Origin of the sequence: Vibrio barjaei (assembly GCF_001639065.2) — a bacterium.
Taxonomy (GTDB): Bacteria; Pseudomonadota; Gammaproteobacteria; order Enterobacterales; family Vibrionaceae; genus Vibrio; species Vibrio barjaei.
Window position 1 is genome coordinate 265,488 of the sequence record NZ_LQXO02000013.1, and the last position, 20,709, is coordinate 286,196.

Sequence of the window (20,709 nt, forward strand, 5' to 3'; positions counted from 1 at the left end):
TCAGTGACGCTATTTATTTAGGTTGCTTCGCCAATACTGCATCAATATCAGCAGCGCTATGACGTTCAGCGAGTGTTTCCCATTCTTCGCCCCAAGAGCGGTTAACGATTCGACCACGTTGAACGGCTGGGCGCGCTGCGATGTCTTTAGCCCAGCGAATGAGGTTTGGATAGCTTTCTACGTCTAAAAACTCAGCGGCATTGTATTGGTTGTTAATCACTAGATTGCCATACCAAGGCCAGGTCGCAATATCAGCAATGCTATATTCGTCACCACCAAGGTATTGATTCTCAGCGAGCCTAGCGTCTAATAAATGTAACTGGCGTTTTGTTTCCATAGTGAAACGGTTGATCGGGTATTCGAATTTTTCTGGTGCGTAAGCGTAGAAGTGACCGAAACCGCCACCAAGATAAGGGGCTGAGCCTTGAAGCCAGAATAACCAGTTCATCGCTTCAACGCGCTTAGCAGGATCGGTAGGCAGTAAGGCTCCGAACTTCTCTGCTAAATAGAGTAGGATGTTACCCGATTCAAATACTCGCACAGGTGTCTGTGCTGAACGGTCGAGCAGTGCTGGGATCTTTGAGTTTGGATTAACGTCTACAAAGCCAGAGCCAAATTGATCGCCTTCACCAATGTTGATTAAGTAAGCGTCGTATTCAGCGTCAGATTTACCCAGAGCAAGCAGCTCTTCGAGCATGATGGTAACCTTCTGCCCATTTGGTGTGGCCAGAGAGTAAAGCTGTAGCGCATGTTCTCCTACCGGCAGAGCCTGTTCATGGCGCGCTCCAGAGTCCGGCCTATTAATGCTAGCCCATTGGCCGCCGCTTTCACTGTCGTTAGTCCAAACTTTAGGTGGGATATATTCGTTACTCATAGCATCTCCTAATGCATTGAATGGAAGCCTTTTAGCTTCATCAGAATTCGACTTGATAGAAAAATCCTAACTCGTTTTTATTGGTATCGCAAACATTTTGAACAATCGTTCAATTATATTATATGACGAGAAAGTTGATGGTCTTTTAGTTCGGCTTTTGTTCGGAATACAAAGCTCGAATTGCATTGTGAACGCGCCCTGACTCATCACCAATTTTCCATATTAAAGCCGCAGGAATACTCTTTTTGAGCGATGACTCAACATTGAGTTTAACGAGTAGTCCTGAAGTAATTTGCGGTCGAATAAAGGGTTCAACCGCCATTCCCCAGCAAGCTCCATAGGCGATAGCCGTCTTGGCGGCGGATATAGATTCACACTCCCAGACGTTGGCTGAGACGGTGGTATCCTTAGCTTTGGCGTCATGGGAAAGATAAGCTTGCCTGTGACGTTGTAAGTCCACGAGTGTCACTTTTTCCAGTTTGGCTAATGGGTGCTCTGGACTAGCTATGTATAGCAGCTCCGCTGAAGGCAGTGCGATGGATCCTAGATTGCTGAAAATAGGTTGCTCTAGCAGGGTGAAACCAATGTTAGCCTCACCTTTTACTACTGATGCAATAACTCCGGAGGAAGGTTTCTCGACCAGTTTGAGTTTGAGTTTAGGAAACTTGTCGGCGAGCAACGTCAGGATCTCTTTTTCCATCGGAACGCTGTAAACACTATCCAACGCCAAGGTAAATTCCGTTTCTTCTTCTGGGTCAAGTTCATTAGCCAAGCGCTCAAAATTCTCACACTGCGCTAAGACAAGCTTGGCTTCTTTTAGAAGAACCTCACCAGCAGCCGTCAAGGTAGGGTTGCGCGTGGAACGATCAAACAACGCTTGATTAACATCTAATTCTAAATTGGAGATGGTCATGCTGATTGCTGAATGGGTCTTCTTCATTTTCCTTGCTGCGGCAGAAAATGAGCCGGTTTCCGCAGCAAGAACGAATGCCTGAAGTTGGAGCAGATTAACAGTTAACATGTCAGTAAAACTTACACCTCAGTTCTTGGTCTTGTAGATAACACTTAATGTTAGGTGAATTCATAAGCTTTGCAACTCGGGGTAATTGCTAAGCTCTCCGCCTTAAACTGTCAATTTTTCTTAAGGTTTACTGAATTTGTATTTCAGAAAAAATGACTAATATAGGCGTTGTCAGAGGGGAAACGGCAACAACGTTTTGACAATACATAGTTGAACGGACGCGCTTTATTTATAGTTAGAGAAGGTAAAGACCATGACAACTGACATCAAATCTGTATACAACGAAGACATTGACCCAGTAAAAACCTATGAGCGTAAAGTCTCACCAAACGTCGCTTTCTATGAAGACGTTCGTGGCACTAAAGCTAATGGCACACGCCAGCATGTCTATGATGATGTGTTGTTACCTCACACGGGTAATGCATTCTTGGTGAAAGCAGGTCAGGTCATTCGTTTTGAACAGCGTCCAAGCCTACACAATAATCGCACTCAAATCATCGACGTTCATTTCGTCACCCCAGACCTTGAACAATATGGGGACCATCTAAATACCAGCGCGGTAGAAGGGCTGAATCAAAGGCTGTACAGCGCAGTTTGGTCACAAAGCCGTTATATGGAGAAAATCGTAACCTTGGTTGAAGATGAGTTTCCATACGAAAAAATGGATGAAGACTTTAGTCACATCTTCTTCGCAGCGCACTGCTGCCCCGAATGGCTACATATGTGTTATGGCGAAGAAGGTAACGTGAATAGCTGCCAAGAGAACTTTATTCAAGGCTTTAACCGAGTCCCGGCAATTGCAGCGATCGAAAATGAAACACTACGACGTCAAGTGGTACAGACATTTGCTGACCGAAATGATGTGAATATGTTCCAACCAAATAAATTCACTCAAGACGACAATGGTATTACGCGCTGTGTCTTAGCCCCTACGCCGACGGTTGATGATGGTGTCGGCTGTGAATTCTATGCTGAAAAAGACATTTACGTAGTGGTAAGCAATTGTCCTTACGCAGACCAGGCATTGCCTTACCCAGAGGCTCGTCCAAACCCAGTGTATGTGAGCGTTTATGACACCGGAATTCAACCGGAAACCAAACACTTGGGAGAGATTGGTGGTTGGGAAGAGCGAATCTACCAACGCATTGCGACCAAAGATAACTCGATTAAATAGAGAGGGGTCTTTATGTCGAATCAACCAGACTCAAATCTAACAATGTTGGTTGATACTCCGATAAAGAAGGTGGCGCTGGTTGCCTTCATTATCACCAACATAGGGATGTTTGCTGTGCCAGCAGGACTTGGAGCTCTAGGCGCTTCAATGAGTTGGTCAGCAGAACAAACGGTATCGATAGTCGGCATTGGTTTTGCCATTAATGAAGTCATTTTATTTGGCTCCATCGCCATTCTAGGAAAGCCCCTCGTAGGCTTGCTAAAGCGCAAGATTAAGACGTTGTTTAAATCTTCAAAGCGCAATAGTAAGTAACAGACATCAATCTTTTAAAGGACAAAAACTGAGCAAGGACGCTTACTAAATTTCTGAAGTCGAGCCAGGAACCCTCGGCCGTAGCCTACATGGATGTTGCAATCATAGGTAAATACTTATGTGCCATAAATATGTAAATCAAGTAGAAAACTTCGACTCTAGTTATAACTCTGATGTTGATCCAGTAGAGACGTTTGCGAGAGCAATCAGCCCAGACTTGGACTTCTATCAAAAAGTGAGAGCGACTAAGTCTGGTAAAAAACGTCAGTTGGTTTACACGGACGTACTTGAAGCAGAAACCGGTAATGCCTTCTTAGTGAAAAAAGGTCAGGTTATTCGTATTGAGCAGCGTCCAAACGCAGAAGGCAACAATGGTCGTACTCAGATTATGGACGTGCTAATGGTGACTCCCGACTTAGAGCAATACAGTTGTCATTTAAGCTCTACAGCGGTTGAAGGGCTCAACCAAAGACTCTATTCCGGTATCTGGTCTCAAAGCCGTCATTTCGAAAAGATGGCGACGCTGGTGGAAGATGAGTTCCCATATGACGAATTACCAGAAGGTTTTTCACACATTTGGTTAGCGGCGCATTGTTCTCCTGAGTTGATTGGATTGGCACAAGGTAAAGAAAACGTGCGTAACTCTTGTCATGAGAACTTTATTCACGGCTTTGGGCGCATTCCTGCCATAGCTAACATTGAAGATGACACCTTGCGTCAGGAAGTGATTCAATTTTTCTCGGACCGTAATGATTGGAATATCTTTCAAGGCAATCGCTTTGCCCAAGATGAGAACCGAATTACGCGAGCTCGCATGTGTCCAACTCCACCAGTGAAAGACGGGACTGCGATTGAGTGGTACGCAGAAAAAGACCTGTACGTTGTGATTTCCAACTGCCCTTATGGAGACCAACACACCTGTTATTCAAAGATTAAGAATAACGATGTGTTTATTGAAGTGTATGACACGGGTATTGCGCCTATACACGGCGAAGCCACAGAGCGGATTCAAGGTTGGGAACAAGCTGCATTGGAGCGTGTTGCCAAGCGTGACCAAACGCTAGCCCATGATTGCCCAGTCGACGAGATTAAACTACCTGTCGAACTAACCCACTTAGCTTCAAGGTAGTACATACCTCTTCCTCCTTCTTCCCCCGCTTTTTAGCGGGGTTAGGCGGTTGTAACTTGCGCTATTTGCGCGTCATTTCCAAAGACAGAGGTAGTAAATGAAAAAAGTACTGTTAGTTGCTTTAGTAACGGGTTTCTCGAGCATGGCTCAAGCAAGCAATGACTATGCTGGTATTCGTATTGGAGCCGGGGCAACGACAGGGATGAAAGTGGATGGACTAGGGACACTAAAGGCACAGCCAAAAATCGAGTTTGGTTATGATTTTAATCGGATTTTCTCAGTTAATGGTTCATTAATGAGATTTGATGGTGAGCACAATCAAATCTCCTCTAAGGCGTTGTATGGTGGCAAGGCGGATGGTTACGATGCGCGAATTGAAGGTGAAATAGGTTATGCTTTCAATATCGCGGACGGGTGGGACCTAAAGCCGTATGCGGCTTTTGGCGGTGCACACGTAAGTGGTTCTATTGAGTCGCACAATGTGGGGCTTCTAGTCGCTCTCCCTAGCGGCACCCAAAATAATATTGACTCATATAGCGGTAATTTTTCAGGAAACTATCTGACGACCGCTGCGGGTTTAAGGCTAACCACGCCTTTGGGTATCTATGCAGATGCAAGAGTACAAAGTCTTTATATGACAGCAAACCAAGAAGTACGAACCCCAGTGAAAGAGAACGCCCAATTTGGATTTACCGTCGGGTTTAAGTTCTAAATGAACAACCAGAGGAGATCGCCTGATTTCCTCTGGTTTTGTTTTTAGGTTGCCACAATTTATTATCGCATTGGCCGGATTTGCGGATTCAAATAGATGCCAACCTATTAAGAATGAAGGAAACAAAGCAAGAATAATCGGACATCAATGTTTTCGAGTGAAAGATATACTAGTGCAATATTTTCAATGGTAGATGACCAACCTTTTGGTCAATAGGGAAACACTAATGAGACTATTACTAGCGATTCTTGTTCCATGGCTGCAATTTTTCACAATCGGAAAACCTGTTGCGGGAGTGATCTGTCTGATACTGCAAATAACGTTAATTGGTTGGATACCTGCGGTTATTTGGTCGGTGTATGCACTAAATCAATACGAAACAGATATGAAAATAAACGTTGCCTTAGATGATGAATAGAGAGGGTTTTGAACTTAGCTCTCGAGAATGTTAAACCAACTCCTTGAATCATCTGGCGAATATGGCACTCAAATACATTTTATTGACTCACCTTAGTACAAAAGCGATGAATGGTGCGACGTTAGTTCGAACTATCAATGCGTTACCATACTGGCAAGTTAACTCTCAACAGGTATATACCGAACTAAAACGAATGATCTTGCATGGTTGGATTAGTATGAGTACGACCGAGCACAGCTATCAGCCAACAGAACGACAGTATATAGTTGAAAAAGAGGGGAGAGAGGCACTTTCCAATTGGCTCGGAAGAAAGCTAGCATTCCCAGCAACACGAGATGAGCTGTGCTCAAAGTTGATGGCAAGCGTAAGTATGGATTCTAGTGATGTCATACATTCACATTTGCGCAGAGGTTTGCACCAAACTCAACAAGCGCTGAACAACATTCTGCTTTATCTAGAAAATGTTGCTCACGACAGGCAGAAAACTTCTTCCGCTAAGCTTCAATGTAAACAGCTACAAGCACGAATCCAATGGCTAAACGAATGCATTGATGAAGCGTCAGAGCGAGAGGTTGTGAGCGCTCCTGAAGTGCTGTAGAGGAACTCGCTTTGGGAATGTACTCTTCGCTGGTTTCACACTACAAACGGTTCGCTCTAACCGTCTTACTTATCAATAGCTTTCCGCTGTTGGCGCTTGAACATGAAAGTGTGGTTACTGAGTACGTACAAGAGCGTTGTGATACAACGCGATACTCATCATTTTTGCCGCTACTATCACCGGACTGCCCTATTGGTAAAGGGCTGTATGGAAATGATGAACCCGACCACAAACCAGCTTTCTATTGGGTTCAATGCGGAGCCTCTTCTAAACCATTTCATGTTGATGATACTCATCGAAGGGTGGCAATTGCGACGCAAAATAACCTAGTGCAGTCTTTTGATGGAGAGTACTACCGATGCTTGATTGGTCCCTACTCTCAATTTATCGATGCCAAGATGGCCGGACGCTATATTTCAAGTCTGATTAAAAAAGAGACGTTTCTCCGGCAGCACGTTTTAACCCCTGTGAATCGCGTTCAAGTGACATCAGTCCTTAAGAGTTACAACGAATCAAAGGTTGTTTTTGAGAACCAACAACAGATTGGCGAACAGATATTCTTTATTCCCACCTATCCGGAAAGTCAACGCACTTCTAACTGGGAAGTCAACCAACGTTGGCAGCGTTTTTCTTATGAAGTCGCGAAGCAGACGTGCCAATCATTAAATGCAAGTTTAATAACTAAGCCGGATATTGAAGCTCTACAACGTCATATTGATGTGGCTGCATGGCCCAAAGCTTTACCCTTCTGGCTAGATGAACAACAAGCCGCGTTTCTTGATGGAAAAAGCGTATCTGCGACGACAAAATCGAAACTCTATTTAGTGTGCAAACGATAACCTAAACAGACATGATTGTGGTGAGCCGACCTTTGCGTATTTGGCTAAGCAAAAAAGCCAGCAGTGTTCGCTGCTGGCTTATGACGTCGTCTGCTCACTTATGGTAGAGACAACGAATATGCAGGGAGAGTTAGCTCAGTGCCAACTGTGTCGCTTGCTCTTTTTGTGCTTTGTTATAGCGAATCTTCTTCAGTGTAATCGCAACAGCGGCTGTAGTGACAACACCGATAGCCATTGCGAGCAACGCTAAAACAGGTTTGTTGAACGCACCAAGTAGAACGACGATTGGACCACCGTGTGCAACGTTGCAAGTTAGACCGAAGGTAAAGCCAAGCACACAAGCTACTGCTGAACCAATCATGTTTGCGGGGATTACGGCAAATGGGTCACGTGCAGCGAACGGAATAGCACCCTCAGAGATACCGACCATACCCATAGCGGTTGCGGCTTTTGCGTTTTCGACTTCTTCACGTTCGAATAGTTTCATGCGGCTACCGAGGAATGCAGCTAATGCCATGCCTAATGGAGCCACTGGAATGGCTGCCGCTTGTGCACCCATAAACTGAGTTTGTCCTTCGGCAATCAGGCCGACACTGAATAGGAAGGCCACCTTACCAAATGGACCACCCATATCGAAACCTTGCATCAAACCGATGACCAAACCAATGATGATTACGTTACCGGTTGATAAGTTCGCTAGGACGTTGTTCATGGTTTCCATGATGCCTGCGATTGGGGCACCGATGATAAAAATGAATACGGCGGCAATAAAGAGCGAGCCAGCGATTGGCGCGATCATAATAGGGACAAGTGGTTGAATCATCTTCGAATAATTGAAGCTGACAATCCATTTCACGAAGTAACCAACCAAGAGACCAGCAATGATGGCACCAATAAAGCCTGTACCAGCATCAGCGTCATAGAATGAACCGTTGTTAGCAATCCAGCCTCCAATGAGGCCCGGCGCAAGCCCTGGACGATCAGCGATAGCGTAAGCAATATAACCGGCTAGAACCGGAATCATTAGGGTGAAGCCGACCACACCGACATCAAGGATCTTGTTCCACAAGCTGCCTTCAGGAATAGCAAGGCCGCCTGGCGTTGGTTCTCCGCCTATAGCTAGGGAAATAGCAATCAAAATACCGCCGACCACTACAAATGGGATCATGTGAGATACGCCATTCATTAGGTACTTATATAGGTCTTTTCCTGAGCCACCAGGACTCGTTGTTGCTTGGCTCGCGCTAGATTTGCCATCACCAGCATAGAGCGGCGCAGCCAGAGCTTGCTCAATCAACTTGTCAGCATCTTTGATAGCTTTTTTGACGCCAGTGATAATAACGCGTTTGCCTTTAAAGCGATTGAGATCAACTTGTTTATCGCAAGCGACAACAATGGCGTCGGCACGGGCGATTTCTTCTTCAGTAGGGATGTTTTTAACACCGACAGAGCCGTTTGTTTCAACTTTGCACTCGTACCCCATTTCGGCGGCAGCATTTTCGATGCCCTCTGCTGCTAAGTAGGTGTGTGCAACCCCTACCGGACAACCTGTCACACCAATAATAAAGCCATTGGTTGCGGCGACAGTTGGTTGTGATGTTTTGTCATCTGCAACTAATAGGGCAAGCGCTTCTTCATTAGAGGTCGCGTTACGTAGGCTTTCTAAAAATGTAGGCTCAACTATCTTTGAAGATAGTTTCGCAAGGACTTCGACATGGAAGTTGCTCGCTTTTTCAGGCGAAGCAATCATAAAGAAGATATTAGAAGGTTGACCGTCTTCCGCGCCGTATTCGATACCTTGTTTGCTGATACCAATGGCAATCGCTGGTGAAACAACAGAGGCGCTCTTGGCATGTGGCAGTGCAATGCCATCTTCAAAACCTGTGTTACCGGTTTCTTCGCGTGCCCAGACATCTTTCACAAATTGTTGTTTGTCAGATACTTTGCCAGCATTGACTAGCACATCTGCTAATTCATTGAATACCGCGTCCTTGTCGGTTGCCGCCAAATCAAGTTTGATTAGCTGCGCGTTTAGGATCTCTTTCATCATAATGTAGATCTCTTCTTGGTAGGGATTTTTAATTTATGTATTTACAAATTTAAAATAATCTTAGTAATGGTTTTGTAGATAGAGATTGATCTAAATCATTATATTGTGTGTGGTTATGTTGATTTGTGGTGAACTGTGAGGTGGATAACGAATATTGGAAACCAAAGCACTTCCAAAATCACAAAAATATTTGTTAAGTCAAGTGGTGATTTTTACTGGGCTTTACCCAAAGGCGTAGGGAAGCTGAGGAGAGAGAACAGGCGGTTTTAATAGGATGAAACCGCCTATAAGGGGGGCTAACTAACTGATAAATCAGCGTATTGATACAGTGGTCAGTTCGTTTGAAGCCAAGGTTTCAATTGTGTACTGCGCGAGTACTGAATGCAGGAGATACACATTATGTTGGATAGAAAGGCACAAGTGTCCAGGTTCGACTCTTAGTAGGAATGCTTCTTTGTCATTCAGCATCTTGCCGGAGATGGTTTTTGCATCATGACTTATGTTATGCCCTGCAACTTGTTCTACATAGGTAAGAACAGAGTGCTCACAATTAGCTTCAGTAAAGTCAGGAAATAAACTCTTAGGCATCCAAGTTTCTTCAAGAATAGCGGGTTCACCATTGATAATACGCATTCGTTTGAAGTGATGAAGACTGGCGCCAACGTCTAAACGAAACCTATCTGCAAGTGTTTGATCTGCAAGGACTGAACTAAATTCTAGTACGATGTTTTTTAGGTCAGTGTCTTTATTAATTCGCTCAGAAATACTGGTTAAATTGTTGTCTTGATAGAATTCTGGCGGATTAACAAAAATCCCAGAACCTTGTCTGGAGTGCACAAAAGACTCTTGTTTTAATTTCTCAATCGCCTTTCTTAACGTCGGGCGACTGACACCAAATTTATCCGATAGTGCATGCTCACCTTCGAGCTGAGACCAAGCTGGAGAAAGGCCATTGATAATGTCAGCCTTGATTGCTTGATAAACTTCTACGTATTTCATTACTTCATTTACAACTATACAAATTGCTGACCAAAGCCTCTTAAGCCTATACCTGTTAACACATATCTGGTTAAAGGTAGCGAGAGACTATCCGTTAATACTTAAGATGTTACCAGAAAAGCCCATTCCAAAACAAAGTGGTTAGTAACATTTTTTGATGCATGATCTCGATCATTCTTTTAGCAAAATCACTAATATTTGTATTTACATATTTTTAGTGGGGATTTATGGTTATCTCATAAAGATACGAGGAGCCCTACCATGTCATCCAAAATCGAAAATAATCCAAGCCAAGTAGACGTAAACAAGAAAATTCCATGTGAGAAGCCAGCAATAATGCAGCTTGAAATTATGGAAGCGTATACGCGAGCCCATCAAAGCAAAGAAAATCTTTATAAACGAGAAGTTGCTTGCCTGTCTGAACTCTATCCTGTGTTGTTCCGCCAAATCGAATCGGATGATATCGTCGTGGGTCGTCTAGATGCTCTGCCTATTGGTTTTGGTAGTGTGACTTCTGTAGGTGGCGTGGGTCACTACTGCAATTTTGACAAACTTGAAGCCTTTAAAACGGAACTTTCTTCTGAAGAGCATAGCAGAGTAGACGTCTTGTTGGACTACTGGAAAGAGAGAGATACGCGCTCCATTTACTTCCGCCAAACGTTAACCGACAGCACACTTGGTAAATTTGTTGACGTAAACTATCCTGCTATTGCCACAGCACGCCTTAGCGGCATGTACCTTGATTACAATAAGCTGATTGACAATGGTATCGGCGGTATGCGCCGCCTAATTGGTGACAAGCTCGATTCTGCTCGCGCTTGTGACGATACAAAAGCCATTGCGCTACATGAATCCTTCTTGGGTTGTTTTGATATTGTTGAGCTGGTCATTGATCACCACATCAAGCTGTGTGCAAAACAGCTTGAAGTCACCACAGACCTAACGCGCAAACATCAAATGAATGATTTGATAGATGCGCTCAATGCCATTCGTAATGACAAACCACAAACATTCTTACAAGGTATCCAGCTCTCATGGTTGTATAGCTTATGTTCTGGTGTTGTGAACTTTGGTCGTATGGATGATTACTTAGGTGATTTGCTGGTAGCCGACTTGGAGGCGGGGCGCATTACCGAACGTCAAGCCATCAACTATATTCGATCACACTATCGCCTTATTGAAGCTCGTAAAACCACGGTTAACGGTCGCGTCGTTGTCGGTGGCCTTGGGCGACGTAATCCTGAAACCGCAGATGTTTATTGCAAGCTTGCGATTCAGGCAGTGCGTGAGAACAAAGATACTGAGCCGCAGTTTACTCTTCGAATTTATAAAGGGATGAATCAAGATGTTTACCAAGATGCCCTAGCAGCGATTGGCGAAGGTCTGACCTATCCGATTCTTTATAATGATGATGTGAACGTTCCCGCTGTGATGAACTCGATGCAGATTTCCGAACAAGATGCACAACACTATGTTCCATTCGGCTGTGGTGAGTTTGTACTATCTGGTAAAAGTGTTGGAACTCCGAATACGTGTATCAACATCCTCAAAATTCTCAACATTGCGCTGACAGGTGGCACGGATTTCTGGGACGGTCAAAACAAAAGTGGTGGTACCACGTTGTTACAACCTGAGCAAGTCACAAGCTTTGATGATGTGGTCAAGAACTACAAAGACCTGCTGGATTTCTATATTGAACTGACCTCGAAAGCTCAAGCATTCTCTTATCAAGTGATGAATCAGGAAGTGGGTTTCCTATTTACCAGTATTTTGACTGATGACTGTATTGGCCGCAGTAAAGCTCTACTGGATGGCGGCGTATATAAGCTTGGTGGTACTAACGAAACGTACGGCAACACCAACGCTTACGATTCTTTAGCGGCAATCAAAAAAGTCATCTTTGAGGACAAAAAATACAGTTATAGCGAGCTTATTCAAGCGTTGCGCGTCAATTTCGATGGTTATGACCGTATGAAATACGACCTGATCAATGCACCTAAGTTTGGTAATGATGATGCGTATGTTGATGATATTGCGGTGGAAATGCACGAGTACATATGTAACGGCATTAAAAATTCCGCGGCAAAAGTGGGTATGGATAGCTACTTGGTAGTCATCATCAATAACCAAGTGAACACGGAGTGGGGACGTGCAACCAGCGCTTCGGCAGATGGTCGTCACACTGGCGTTTATATGAGTAACGCCAACAATCCGCAAAGTGGCGCCGATAAGAACGGACCGACAGCGATGCTAAATTCATTGGCAAAATTGAAAGCCGAGGTACATGCTGGTTCAGTACAAAATATGAAGTTCAGCAAGAATATGTACCAAAACAAACGCATGATCGTTGAAGCCTTACTGGATGGCTACTTTGAGCAAGGCGGGCCACAAATCATGGTCAGCGTAGTTGGCAAAGGTGAGCTTGAAGATGCTTATCACAATCCAAAAAAATACCCGAATCTTGTGGTTCGCGTGGGTGGATTTAGTGCCAAATTCGTCAACCTAGATAAAGACGTACAGCTAGAAATTCTAAATCGCACGCTTAACGACTAAACACCTCCGATTGGGCGAACACGGCAGTTTAGGTTCGCCCTTTTTTCTCGCGACAGTTATGAGGCAGCACATGCTCATCAAAGACTCTACTTCTCAAACATCCTTCGCTCAATTAGCAACGACAGGTGTGGTATTCGACATTCAGAAATTCAGTGTCAATGACGGCCCAGGTGTTAGAACAGCAGTGTTCATGAAAGGTTGCCAAATGAAGTGTGTGTGGTGCCACAATCCTGAATCACTGAGCGCTCAGAAACAGCTCGCGTTTAATGCGGATAAATGTGTTGGTTGTCGTCACTGCGAGCAAGTATGTCCTAACAACGTACATAGCTTTGATGCTGAAGGTAACCACCACGTTGATTTTGAAGCTTGCCAAACCTGTGGTCAATGCGTTGATGCTTGTATGCAGGATGCACTCAAGATCTATGGGAAAGAGATGACGGTAGAACAGGTTTTTGCTGAGGTCATTAAAGACAAGGTGTATTTCGACAAGTCAGGCGGTGGCATTACGCTATCCGGTGGGGAAGCGCTTAAGCAATTCGAATTCTGTTTAGCACTGGCGAAAATGTGCAAAGCTAATGGTGTGCATGTATGTGTTGAAACCAATGGTGCTTCCAAAACGGATCATTATCGAACGATAGCACCGTATGTTGATCTGTTCTTATTTGACTACAAGGCCACCGGAGATGAGCTTCATAAAACGCTAACGGGTATGACCCGCCGCTTGGTAGATACCAACCTTCAGCTGCTTAACGAAATCAACTCATCGGTGATTCTACGTTGCCCTATGATCCCCGGTTACAATCTTTCCGATGACCACTTTGCAGCAATTGCGCAGCTTGCGAAGTTGATGACAAATATCCAGAAGGTAGAGGTGCTTCCTTATCATAATTTCGGCAAAGGAAAAGCGAGCGAAATTGGCAAAACGTATGGTGTAGATGCGAAAATGCCTGACGACAACGAGGTGAACTCTTGGATTGCATCGATAAAATGTTATGGTGAGATTAACGTTACGCTGAGTTAGTTGTGAATTTTTGTTATCTAGACTTTGACGGGAGCTACGATTGGAAGAATAGATACACGGCCAACTTGATACTTTTATTACTTGCTATGACTAACCAGCAAAGAAATAACCTCGCAATTCTTATGTACCTGCTCATCTCTTTAGGCGGGATAGTAGTGGATATTGTCGTACCATCCCTTCCTTCCATCAGAACCGAATTTTCGGCTTCTGAAACGGTGACTCAGTGGTCATTTACGGCAGCAATGTTGGGTTTTGGTCTTGGACAGCTAGTTGCTGGTTTCATTGTCGACGCATATGGCCGCAAGAAACCAATGCTCATTGGAGTCTTCCTGCTGGTGACTGCCTTACTCCTATCCATCATTTCTCCCAATATCTACAGCTTAATCGTACTTCGACTGATTGAAGGGCTTGCCGTGTCTTTCGTTTGTGTTGGCGGCAGGGCCGTGATCAAAGATATGTATCATGGAGCGGAGTATCTGAAAGCGGTTAACTGGATTACGATTTCGTTTGCGATGGGAATTACCTTGTCTCCGTTTGTAGGTGGACATTTAGAATCTATGTTTGGTTGGCAATCGATCTTTATTGCGCTGGCAATCTGGGTCGCATTAGGAGGTGTTTTTCTTTGGTTGTTTTTTAGTGAAACGCTGCAAGTTGCACAGCCATTACGAGGGGAGCAAATCAGAAGCAATCTTACCGAGATTGTTTTAAATCGAAACTTTCAACGCACTGCCATCATTTGTGGTGTCTTCTATAGTATTTTGCCAGCGTTCAATACCGTCGGCCCTTTCATCATCCAATCTCGTTTGGGTTATAGTCCGGTGTTTTATGGCAACATTGCTTTAGCGTTGGGTGCATGTTGGTTGCTAGGTAATTTGGCGAATCGTTTTTTATTTAGTATATCCGCTGAACGGAAAACTAACGTTGCAATCACTGTGTCACTAGCCGCGTTAATGATTGGGATGTCATTTCAATATATCTATGGGCTGAATCTGTTGGCGTTCTTGTTGCCAGTTGCCGTGATTATCGTTTCTCTGGGAATGCTGTTTCCGTTATATCTGGGAAAGGCGCTACTACCTTTCCCGCATATTGCCGGTGTCGCTAATGCCATCGTTTTTTCGGGCAGTTGGCTGTGTACGGCGTTGATCTCGTTTGTTGCTTCGACTTTGCCAGTCGGCTCTGCATTTCCGCTTCTTGGGCTGTACTTTGTGCTGCTCGTGCTGGTGGTAGTTATAAAGAACTCGCGCAACGTATAACCTAATCGATAAAAAAACGCCCTAGGTATAGGGCGTTTTGATAGAGAAATGCGAGAAGTCGTTATGCGGTTTGAGCGTTTTTCTGATCTTCGGAAACGAGAGGGCTGTCCTCTTTCAGCGGGAACATGTCCTGAGTTACGAGGATGATGCCTTCGTCGGTAACGGTAAAGCGCTGCTTATCCAATTCCAAGTTAAAGCCGATTTCCATACTGTGTGGAATGTGACAGTTTTCGCCGACAATCACTTTCTTCAGCTTGCAGTTTTGTCCTACCGAAGCACTTGGCAGCAAAATACTGTCAGTGATTTCGGTAAAATCATCGATGCGAACATCAGAAGAGACCAAAGTATGTGTAACCTGTGCCCCCGAGATAATTGCTCCAGCGCAAACTACTGAGTCTACGGCGTACCCGCGACGATTCGGGTCGTTAAATAGAAACTTAGCTCCAGGACGCTGAACTTGGTTGGTCATAATAGGCCAGCTCTTGTCATAGATATCTAGTTCTGGTGTCGGTGCGAGTAAGTCCATGGTAGCAGCATAATATTCATCTACATGACCGACATCTCGCCAATAGCCATTGGCGCCCGGATGACCACGCTCTGTAAATACATAGCCTTTGAGATTGCTGCGACCGATAAGGCTAGGGATGATGTTGTGTCCGAAATCGTGCTTATAGTCAGGGCAGGTAAGAGCCTGACGTAACTCTGCATCTAGAACGTCTACGTTAAAAATGTAAATGCCCATTGAAATGAGAGCCTTAGAGTCATCGTTAGGCATAGGAGTTGGGTTGGTTGGTTTCTCTACAAAGTTGATGATATCGCCTTCGTCGTTTAATCCCATTACGCCGAATTCCGATGCTTGCTCGATAGGCTTTTGAATACAAGCCACGGTGACATCAGCGCCGCTTTCTACGTGGAAGTTGATCATTCGGGAGTAGTCCATCTTGTAGATATGGTCACCACCAAGAATCAAGATGCGCTCAGTTTGATCATGTCGTTTTATTAGATCGAGGTTTTGGTAGATAGCATCCGCGGTGCCTCGATACCAGTTTTCGCCTACACGTTGTTGCGCAGGAATGATATGGACACCTTCACCTAAGGCAGAATAGGACGATTGCCAACCTGATTGTATATGGCTAATTAGGTCTTGAGCCATGTACTGAGTGAGTACGCCAACTTTGCGAATACCAGAGTTGATACAGTTTGATAAGGCAAAGTCGATGATTTTGAACTTGCCGCCAAATGAGACCGCTGGTTTAGCGATAGTTGAGGTGAGTTCTTTAAGCCGTGTTCCCTTACCTCCCGCTAGGATCATCGCGGTGGTATTGCGAAGACGAGCGTTACTAGAAATGTGGGAATATTGATTTTCCTTCGGCATTGCATAACTCCTTATATTACAAGCACAAAAGACGTTTCGGGGGAGTGTGGCGGTCGTCGCCCTTCTTTGGGACGGTTTTTTGTCGACTCTCACGCTCGATGACGTCGTTAATAATCCTTTCCATAAGAGCAGAATTCTCTTATGCAATCCATACCATAGTAGGTAAAGATTTATCAAAAATTATGAAATAGGTGATTTGTCACATATGCCTCGCAACAATGTAATTGCGAAACACGCTACTACAGACTATTACAAAGACATTGGTTAGTTTTTAATACAATAAGAAACTATGCACACTATCTGTGTATTGTTACGCCCAAGTGACAACACCAACTTTCAGGGAATTTTTGATATGGTTTTTCCTCAATTAGGTCGAGCTTATCTGATGAAATCATCAGCATTTATCGTTACCTTGCTCCTTTTATCTTTCTCATATGCAACTAATGCACATGTTGAGACGCCGAATAATAAAGCAACTCTTTGGTTTGAACAGTCCGATTTGCCGTTGAATGAGAAATTGCATGTAAAAGTCTTAGACAATGGTATGCGGGTTGTCGTGATTCAGAACGTAAAACCGAAAAAAGCGATTTCGATTCGAATGCGAGTTGGTGCGGGATCGTTACAAGAAACTGGCAAGCAACCGGGTCTTGCGCACTTTTTAGAGCATATGGCGTTTAACGGTTCTACTCATGTGCCTGAAGGAGACATGGTTCAGATTCTAGAGCGACACGGATTGTCTTTTGGTAAAGACAGTAATGCAGAGACGAACTTCAAGCAGACGGTTTACATGTTAGAACTGCCTAAAAACGATAAAGAGACGCTATCGACGGCCCTGTTTTTGATGAGAGAAACGGCATCAGAATTAACACTAGATAAGGACGCTATTGCTCGTGAGTTACCCGTTATTTCATCAGAAGTTCGCGAACGAACAACTTTAGACTTAAGAATACTCAAAGATTGGTCTAGCTATGTACTTCAAGGGGCGAATATTATCGATCGTATCCCACTTGGTACGTTAGAAGGTATGAAGGAAGTTAATCAAGCGAGATTAAAAGCGTTCTACCACAACTATTACACGCCTAATCATACAACCTTAGTTATTGCGGGAGATGTTGACGTCCAATCTGTGTTCTCCATGGTAGAGAAACAATTTGCCAGCTGGGATAGCAAAGGTCATGACATTGTTCCTTATGGCAAGCAAGTGACGTTGCCAACCACAGCCGAAGCAAGAGTGTTTAAAGATAGCAATGTGACGACACATATTGAACTTAACTACTTAGAGCCTATCAACCGAGCGCCGGATTCTCGTGCCAAGCGAGTTGAAGAGTTCATGCTTCATATAGCTAATCAGGCGCTTCAATACCGCCTAGAGACAACAGCTTTCGCCAGCCAAGGCGAACTGTTATCTCCCTATGTTGGTTCTTACAATCAGTTTGATGTTGTTACGAGTAATCAACTGAGTGTTGCGACAAAGTCGGACCAATGGCAGGCCGGGGTTAATATGCTGGAATCATCCCTAAGGCAGGCGGTTAAGTACGGGTTTTCTAAACAAGAAATTCAGCGTCAATTAGATAAATATCACACATTATTAAAGCTCGATGCTGAAGCCACTAAAGATACGCTGAGTTCGAGCTACGCAGCAGGTGTCGTTAATGATATCAACAATAAATCGGTATCAACGAGCAATGAGTTTGCACTGTCATTATTCGAAAGTGATGTATTACCGAAAGATACTGCAGCGTATAACCAAATATTCAACAAGCATTGGAGCGACAAGCACCCAAGAATTTATGTGATGGACAAACCCCAGTCCAAGGTTACGGCCCAGACGGTACTTGAGGCATACAAAGACAGTGAATCGACACAAGTTAAGCCGTATGCAGAAGCAGATAAAGTACAGTTTGCCTATCAGAACTTCGGGCAACGAGGTAACGCCAAGCTAATCGAGAAAACCGCCTTTGGAGGTGTAACACGATATCGATTCGATAATGGGGTTTATCTCAATGTTAAGCCAACTGAGTTTGAATCCAACGCGGTCTATATCAGTATTCGAGTGGGTAAAGGCAAGCTTGATCTCGCGAAGAAAGATGCCGCATTAGCCACCTTGTTTGATTCGGCCTTTATTGCTGGAGGTTTGGAAGCTCATGATATTAACGATTTGCGATCGGTTTTTTCAGGGAGACAAATTGGCGCCAATTACTACCTGACTGATGATGCTATCGAAGGTCATTATCGAGTTCCACCACAAGATGCCCTTGACCAACTAAAAGTGGCTGCGGCATTTTTGACGCACCCTGGATACAGACCAAGCGGTCATGCACTTGCTGTACAGAGCCTCAAGTCAGTTTATGACAGTTACCCGACAACTCCAGAAGGCGTATTAGGTTTTAATGTCGGTAAGGTGCTGTATCAAGATGACCCTCGCTGGGAGTACCCGAAAGTGGAGGTAATCGACAAACTACCGCTAACCGCATTGAAGCCATTTGTTGATCGCTCTGTTAATCAAGGTCCAATCGAAGTGTCTTTGCTGGGTAACATCACCCAACAACAGGCGGTGGATTATGTCGCTCAGACGTTTGGGGCGTTAAATATCAAGGCACAAGATTTTGTTCCTAGACCAAGAGATGATATCCAGCTTAACGTGGGCGAGCATTATACGTTGTACCACCAAGGAGAGCAGAACACGGCACTAGCATCGGGCTACTTCTCTCTGCCTGATGGACGCGATTATAAGCGAGTGGTTGGATTAGCGGTACTGCGTTCTATTTTGCAGCTACGCGTCAACGATGCTATTCGAGAAAAGACGGGTAAGGCGTATTCACCATGGGTAGATTCGTCACAGTCACTACTGTACAAGGACTACGGTTATCTTAGTTTGAACAGCAATACCACGGTCGATAATGTTGATGTCGTCTTTGATATCTATCGTAAGTTGATCAGCGACATCCAGCAAACGGGTGTATCGAGTGATGAACTTAAGCGTGCAGTGACGCCTATGATTGACGGTATCGAACAGAGCTACGAGAATAATGGTTTTTGGTTTGGTCTGATGTACAAAGCCTCAAGTTATCCCGAGAACCTTACCAATGAGCAGACGTTTAAACAGTTAGCATCCGCGGTGACTGTGGCTGATGTTCAACAGTTAGCAAAACAAATCAATCTGAAAGATATGATCACAGTTGCGGTACTGCCAAAATAAAAAGAAGAATAAAAAAAACTAATATTAGTGTTGACAGGTTTATATCGGAAGCATATATTGATTACACGAACTGCCGAATGGAGTTCTTAAGTTGTCCACTTCGCCTAATTAGGGAAGTAATGGCAACTGTAATCAAGGGACGTTGACGTTGCAATAGTCGATATCAACAAGCTCCTTTAACCTGTTAACACTTGGAACATATGTCTTAAGGCGCCAATGAGGTGCAACAGAGTATGTCTCCGGTCTTGGTGAATAAAACACCAAGAACTATTGCTTATTTATGAGGATAGTATTATGCGTAATGTAGATTTTTCTCCCCTATACCGTCATGCCATTGGTTTTGATCGCTTATTTAACCTAGCGGAAAATAGCGCGAAAAAGCCATCTTCTAATGGATACCCTCCATACAACATCGAGCAGAAAGACGAAAATAACTATCGTATTACGATGGCTGTTGCCGGCTTCTCCGAAGATGCACTAACTCTTACTCAGAACGAAAATATGCTGATCGTTTCTGGTGAAGTTAAGCCTGTAGAAACCAAACCTAATTACGTTTATCAAGGCATCGCAGAGCGTAACTTTGAACGTAAATTCCAACTTGCTGACTACGTAACTGTTAAGGCAGCGAGCATGGAAAACGGTTTATTGCACGTCGATCTTGTTCGTGAAGTTCCAGAAGCAATGCAGCCACGTAAAATCTCAATCAACAAATAATTATTGAGAAGTGGAATGTGGTAAGGCGACTTTAGGATTCGATTTGAAATTGGATCTCACTAGCCTTATCTAAAAAGTATTGCTGTCTACACATGCAGTGTAGCGACATCTAGAGTGCAAGAGTGAAATACTTGCACTCAAATAAAGAATAGAATTACATACTTTGCATTAGAAAAAATAATGCGAAGCGGAGAGGTATTATTATGAGTAAAATTATCGGTATTGACTTAGGTACAACAAATTCATGTGTTGCAGTACTCGATGGCGACAAACCACGCGTAATCGAGAATGCAGAAGGTGAACGCACCACCGCATCGGTTATCGCTTACACCGACGGCGAAACGCTAGTAGGCCAACCTGCAAAACGTCAAGCAGTAACAAACCCAGAGAACACGCTATTTGCTATTAAGCGTCTGATCGGTCGTCGTTTTGAAGACGAAGAAGTTCAGCGTGATATCGAAATCATGC

General features: G+C 44.1%; 18 protein-coding genes. 13 read left to right on the forward strand and 5 right to left on the reverse strand.

The annotated features are described in order from the left end of the window. Window positions 1-13 precede the first annotated feature (13 nt). Together yghU and AWH66_RS09525 are read right to left on the reverse strand one after the other, a co-directional pair. Entirely contained in the window at window positions 14-874 is an 861-nt protein-coding gene (gene yghU / locus AWH66_RS09520; RefSeq protein ID WP_063604846.1) for a glutathione-dependent disulfide-bond oxidoreductase, read from the reverse strand. Between the two features lie 145 nt (window positions 875-1,019). Further along, window positions 1,020-1,895 (reverse strand): LysR family transcriptional regulator, encoded by an 876-nt coding sequence (locus tag AWH66_RS09525; RefSeq protein WP_083399993.1) that lies wholly within the window; start codon window positions 1,893-1,895, stop codon window positions 1,020-1,022. Between the two features lie 253 nt (window positions 1,896-2,148). Between AWH66_RS09525 and AWH66_RS09530 the strand changes: the two genes are divergently transcribed. From AWH66_RS09530 to AWH66_RS09560, 7 genes are all read left to right on the forward strand, one after another. Next, on the forward strand, window positions 2,149-3,069 hold the full coding sequence (locus tag AWH66_RS09530; RefSeq protein WP_038226100.1) for a DUF1989 domain-containing protein: 921 nt from the start codon (window positions 2,149-2,151) through the stop codon (window positions 3,067-3,069). Window positions 3,070-3,081: 12 nt separating this feature from the next. Then, on the forward strand, window positions 3,082-3,381 hold the full coding sequence (locus AWH66_RS09535) for a hypothetical protein (RefSeq protein WP_063604848.1): 300 nt from the start codon (window positions 3,082-3,084) through the stop codon (window positions 3,379-3,381). Window positions 3,382-3,499: 118 nt separating this feature from the next. Next, the gene (locus AWH66_RS09540; protein ID WP_063604849.1) at window positions 3,500-4,510 is read left to right on the forward strand and encodes a DUF1989 domain-containing protein; all 1,011 of its coding nucleotides are present in this window, start codon (window positions 3,500-3,502) and stop codon (window positions 4,508-4,510) included. A 97-nt stretch (window positions 4,511-4,607) separates the two neighbouring features. Beyond that, window positions 4,608-5,222, forward strand: a complete 615-nt coding sequence (locus AWH66_RS09545) for an outer membrane beta-barrel protein (RefSeq protein WP_063604850.1) — start codon at window positions 4,608-4,610, stop codon at window positions 5,220-5,222. A gap of 226 nt (window positions 5,223-5,448) precedes the next feature. Next, complete coding sequence (locus AWH66_RS09550) at window positions 5,449-5,640, forward strand: YqaE/Pmp3 family membrane protein (RefSeq protein WP_063604851.1); 192 nt, start codon at window positions 5,449-5,451, stop codon at window positions 5,638-5,640. A gap of 61 nt (window positions 5,641-5,701) precedes the next feature. After that, on the forward strand, window positions 5,702-6,238 hold the full coding sequence (locus tag AWH66_RS09555; RefSeq protein WP_063604852.1) for a PadR family transcriptional regulator: 537 nt from the start codon (window positions 5,702-5,704) through the stop codon (window positions 6,236-6,238). A gap of 11 nt (window positions 6,239-6,249) precedes the next feature. Next, window positions 6,250-7,077, forward strand: a complete 828-nt coding sequence (locus tag AWH66_RS09560) for an SPOR domain-containing protein (RefSeq protein ID WP_143081485.1) — start codon at window positions 6,250-6,252, stop codon at window positions 7,075-7,077. A 130-nt stretch (window positions 7,078-7,207) separates the two neighbouring features. Here AWH66_RS09560 and AWH66_RS09565 read toward each other — a convergent pair whose 3' ends face one another. Together AWH66_RS09565 and AWH66_RS09570 are read right to left on the reverse strand one after the other, a co-directional pair. Next, window positions 7,208-9,127, reverse strand: a complete 1,920-nt coding sequence (locus AWH66_RS09565; RefSeq protein WP_063604854.1) for a PTS fructose transporter subunit IIABC — start codon at window positions 9,125-9,127, stop codon at window positions 7,208-7,210. A gap of 312 nt (window positions 9,128-9,439) precedes the next feature. Further along, window positions 9,440-10,126, reverse strand: a complete 687-nt coding sequence (locus AWH66_RS09570; protein WP_063604855.1) for a GntR family transcriptional regulator — start codon at window positions 10,124-10,126, stop codon at window positions 9,440-9,442. A 261-nt stretch (window positions 10,127-10,387) separates the two neighbouring features. Here AWH66_RS09570 and AWH66_RS09575 point away from each other — a divergent pair, with 261 nt between their 5' ends. The 3 genes from AWH66_RS09575 (at window position 10,388) to AWH66_RS09585 (ending at window position 14,953) form a co-directional block, all read left to right on the forward strand. After that, window positions 10,388-12,679 (forward strand): pyruvate formate lyase family protein, encoded by a 2,292-nt coding sequence (locus AWH66_RS09575; protein WP_063604856.1) that lies wholly within the window; start codon window positions 10,388-10,390, stop codon window positions 12,677-12,679. Window positions 12,680-12,749: 70 nt separating this feature from the next. Further along, on the forward strand, window positions 12,750-13,700 hold the full coding sequence (locus tag AWH66_RS09580) for a glycyl-radical enzyme activating protein (protein WP_063604857.1): 951 nt from the start codon (window positions 12,750-12,752) through the stop codon (window positions 13,698-13,700). Window positions 13,701-13,822: 122 nt separating this feature from the next. Then, window positions 13,823-14,953: an MFS transporter gene (locus AWH66_RS09585; protein WP_063604858.1), complete on the forward strand. Its 1,131-nt coding sequence runs from the start codon at window positions 13,823-13,825 to the stop codon at window positions 14,951-14,953. A 61-nt stretch (window positions 14,954-15,014) separates the two neighbouring features. On the opposite strand, the gene glgC is transcribed toward AWH66_RS09585, so the two are convergent. After that, a complete protein-coding gene (glgC, locus tag AWH66_RS09590; RefSeq protein ID WP_063604859.1) occupies window positions 15,015-16,328 on the reverse strand; it encodes a glucose-1-phosphate adenylyltransferase in 1,314 nt (437 codons plus the stop codon). 352 nt (window positions 16,329-16,680) lie between these two features. Here glgC and AWH66_RS09595 point away from each other — a divergent pair, with 352 nt between their 5' ends. The 3 genes from AWH66_RS09595 to AWH66_RS09605 all read left to right on the forward strand — a co-directional run. Then, window positions 16,681-19,527: a M16 family metallopeptidase gene (locus AWH66_RS09595; protein ID WP_167360941.1), complete on the forward strand. Its 2,847-nt coding sequence runs from the start codon at window positions 16,681-16,683 to the stop codon at window positions 19,525-19,527. A 294-nt stretch (window positions 19,528-19,821) separates the two neighbouring features. Beyond that, window positions 19,822-20,241: an Hsp20 family protein gene (locus tag AWH66_RS09600; protein WP_063604860.1), complete on the forward strand. Its 420-nt coding sequence runs from the start codon at window positions 19,822-19,824 to the stop codon at window positions 20,239-20,241. Between the two features lie 203 nt (window positions 20,242-20,444). Continuing rightward, window positions 20,445-20,709: Hsp70 family protein (locus tag AWH66_RS09605; protein WP_167360942.1), on the forward strand; the 265-nt coding region annotated here is incomplete at its 3' end.

Bases quoted from the DNA above. Each gene is read 5' to 3' on its own strand.
- yghU (WP_063604846.1), bottom strand. From the start codon at position 874: ATGAGTAACGAATATATCCCACCTAAAGTTTGGACTAACGACAGTGAA.
- AWH66_RS09525 (WP_083399993.1), bottom strand. From the start codon at position 1,895: ATGTTAACTGTTAATCTGCTCCAACTTCAGGCATTCGTTCTTGCTGCG.
- AWH66_RS09530 (WP_038226100.1), top strand. From the start codon at position 2,149: ATGACAACTGACATCAAATCTGTATACAACGAAGACATTGACCCAGTA.
- AWH66_RS09535 (WP_063604848.1), top strand. From the start codon at position 3,082: ATGTCGAATCAACCAGACTCAAATCTAACAATGTTGGTTGATACTCCG.
- AWH66_RS09540 (WP_063604849.1), top strand. From the start codon at position 3,500: ATGTGCCATAAATATGTAAATCAAGTAGAAAACTTCGACTCTAGTTAT.
- AWH66_RS09545 (WP_063604850.1), top strand. From the start codon at position 4,608: ATGAAAAAAGTACTGTTAGTTGCTTTAGTAACGGGTTTCTCGAGCATG.
- AWH66_RS09550 (WP_063604851.1), top strand. From the start codon at position 5,449: ATGAGACTATTACTAGCGATTCTTGTTCCATGGCTGCAATTTTTCACA.
- AWH66_RS09555 (WP_063604852.1), top strand. From the start codon at position 5,702: ATGGCACTCAAATACATTTTATTGACTCACCTTAGTACAAAAGCGATG.
- AWH66_RS09565 (WP_063604854.1), bottom strand. From the start codon at position 9,127: ATGATGAAAGAGATCCTAAACGCGCAGCTAATCAAACTTGATTTGGCG.
- AWH66_RS09570 (WP_063604855.1), bottom strand. From the start codon at position 10,126: ATGAAATACGTAGAAGTTTATCAAGCAATCAAGGCTGACATTATCAAT.
- AWH66_RS09575 (WP_063604856.1), top strand. From the start codon at position 10,388: ATGTCATCCAAAATCGAAAATAATCCAAGCCAAGTAGACGTAAACAAG.
- AWH66_RS09580 (WP_063604857.1), top strand. From the start codon at position 12,750: ATGCTCATCAAAGACTCTACTTCTCAAACATCCTTCGCTCAATTAGCA.
- AWH66_RS09585 (WP_063604858.1), top strand. From the start codon at position 13,823: ATGTACCTGCTCATCTCTTTAGGCGGGATAGTAGTGGATATTGTCGTA.
- glgC (WP_063604859.1), bottom strand. From the start codon at position 16,328: ATGCCGAAGGAAAATCAATATTCCCACATTTCTAGTAACGCTCGTCTT.
- AWH66_RS09595 (WP_167360941.1), top strand. From the start codon at position 16,681: ATGGTTTTTCCTCAATTAGGTCGAGCTTATCTGATGAAATCATCAGCA.
- AWH66_RS09600 (WP_063604860.1), top strand. From the start codon at position 19,822: ATGCGTAATGTAGATTTTTCTCCCCTATACCGTCATGCCATTGGTTTT.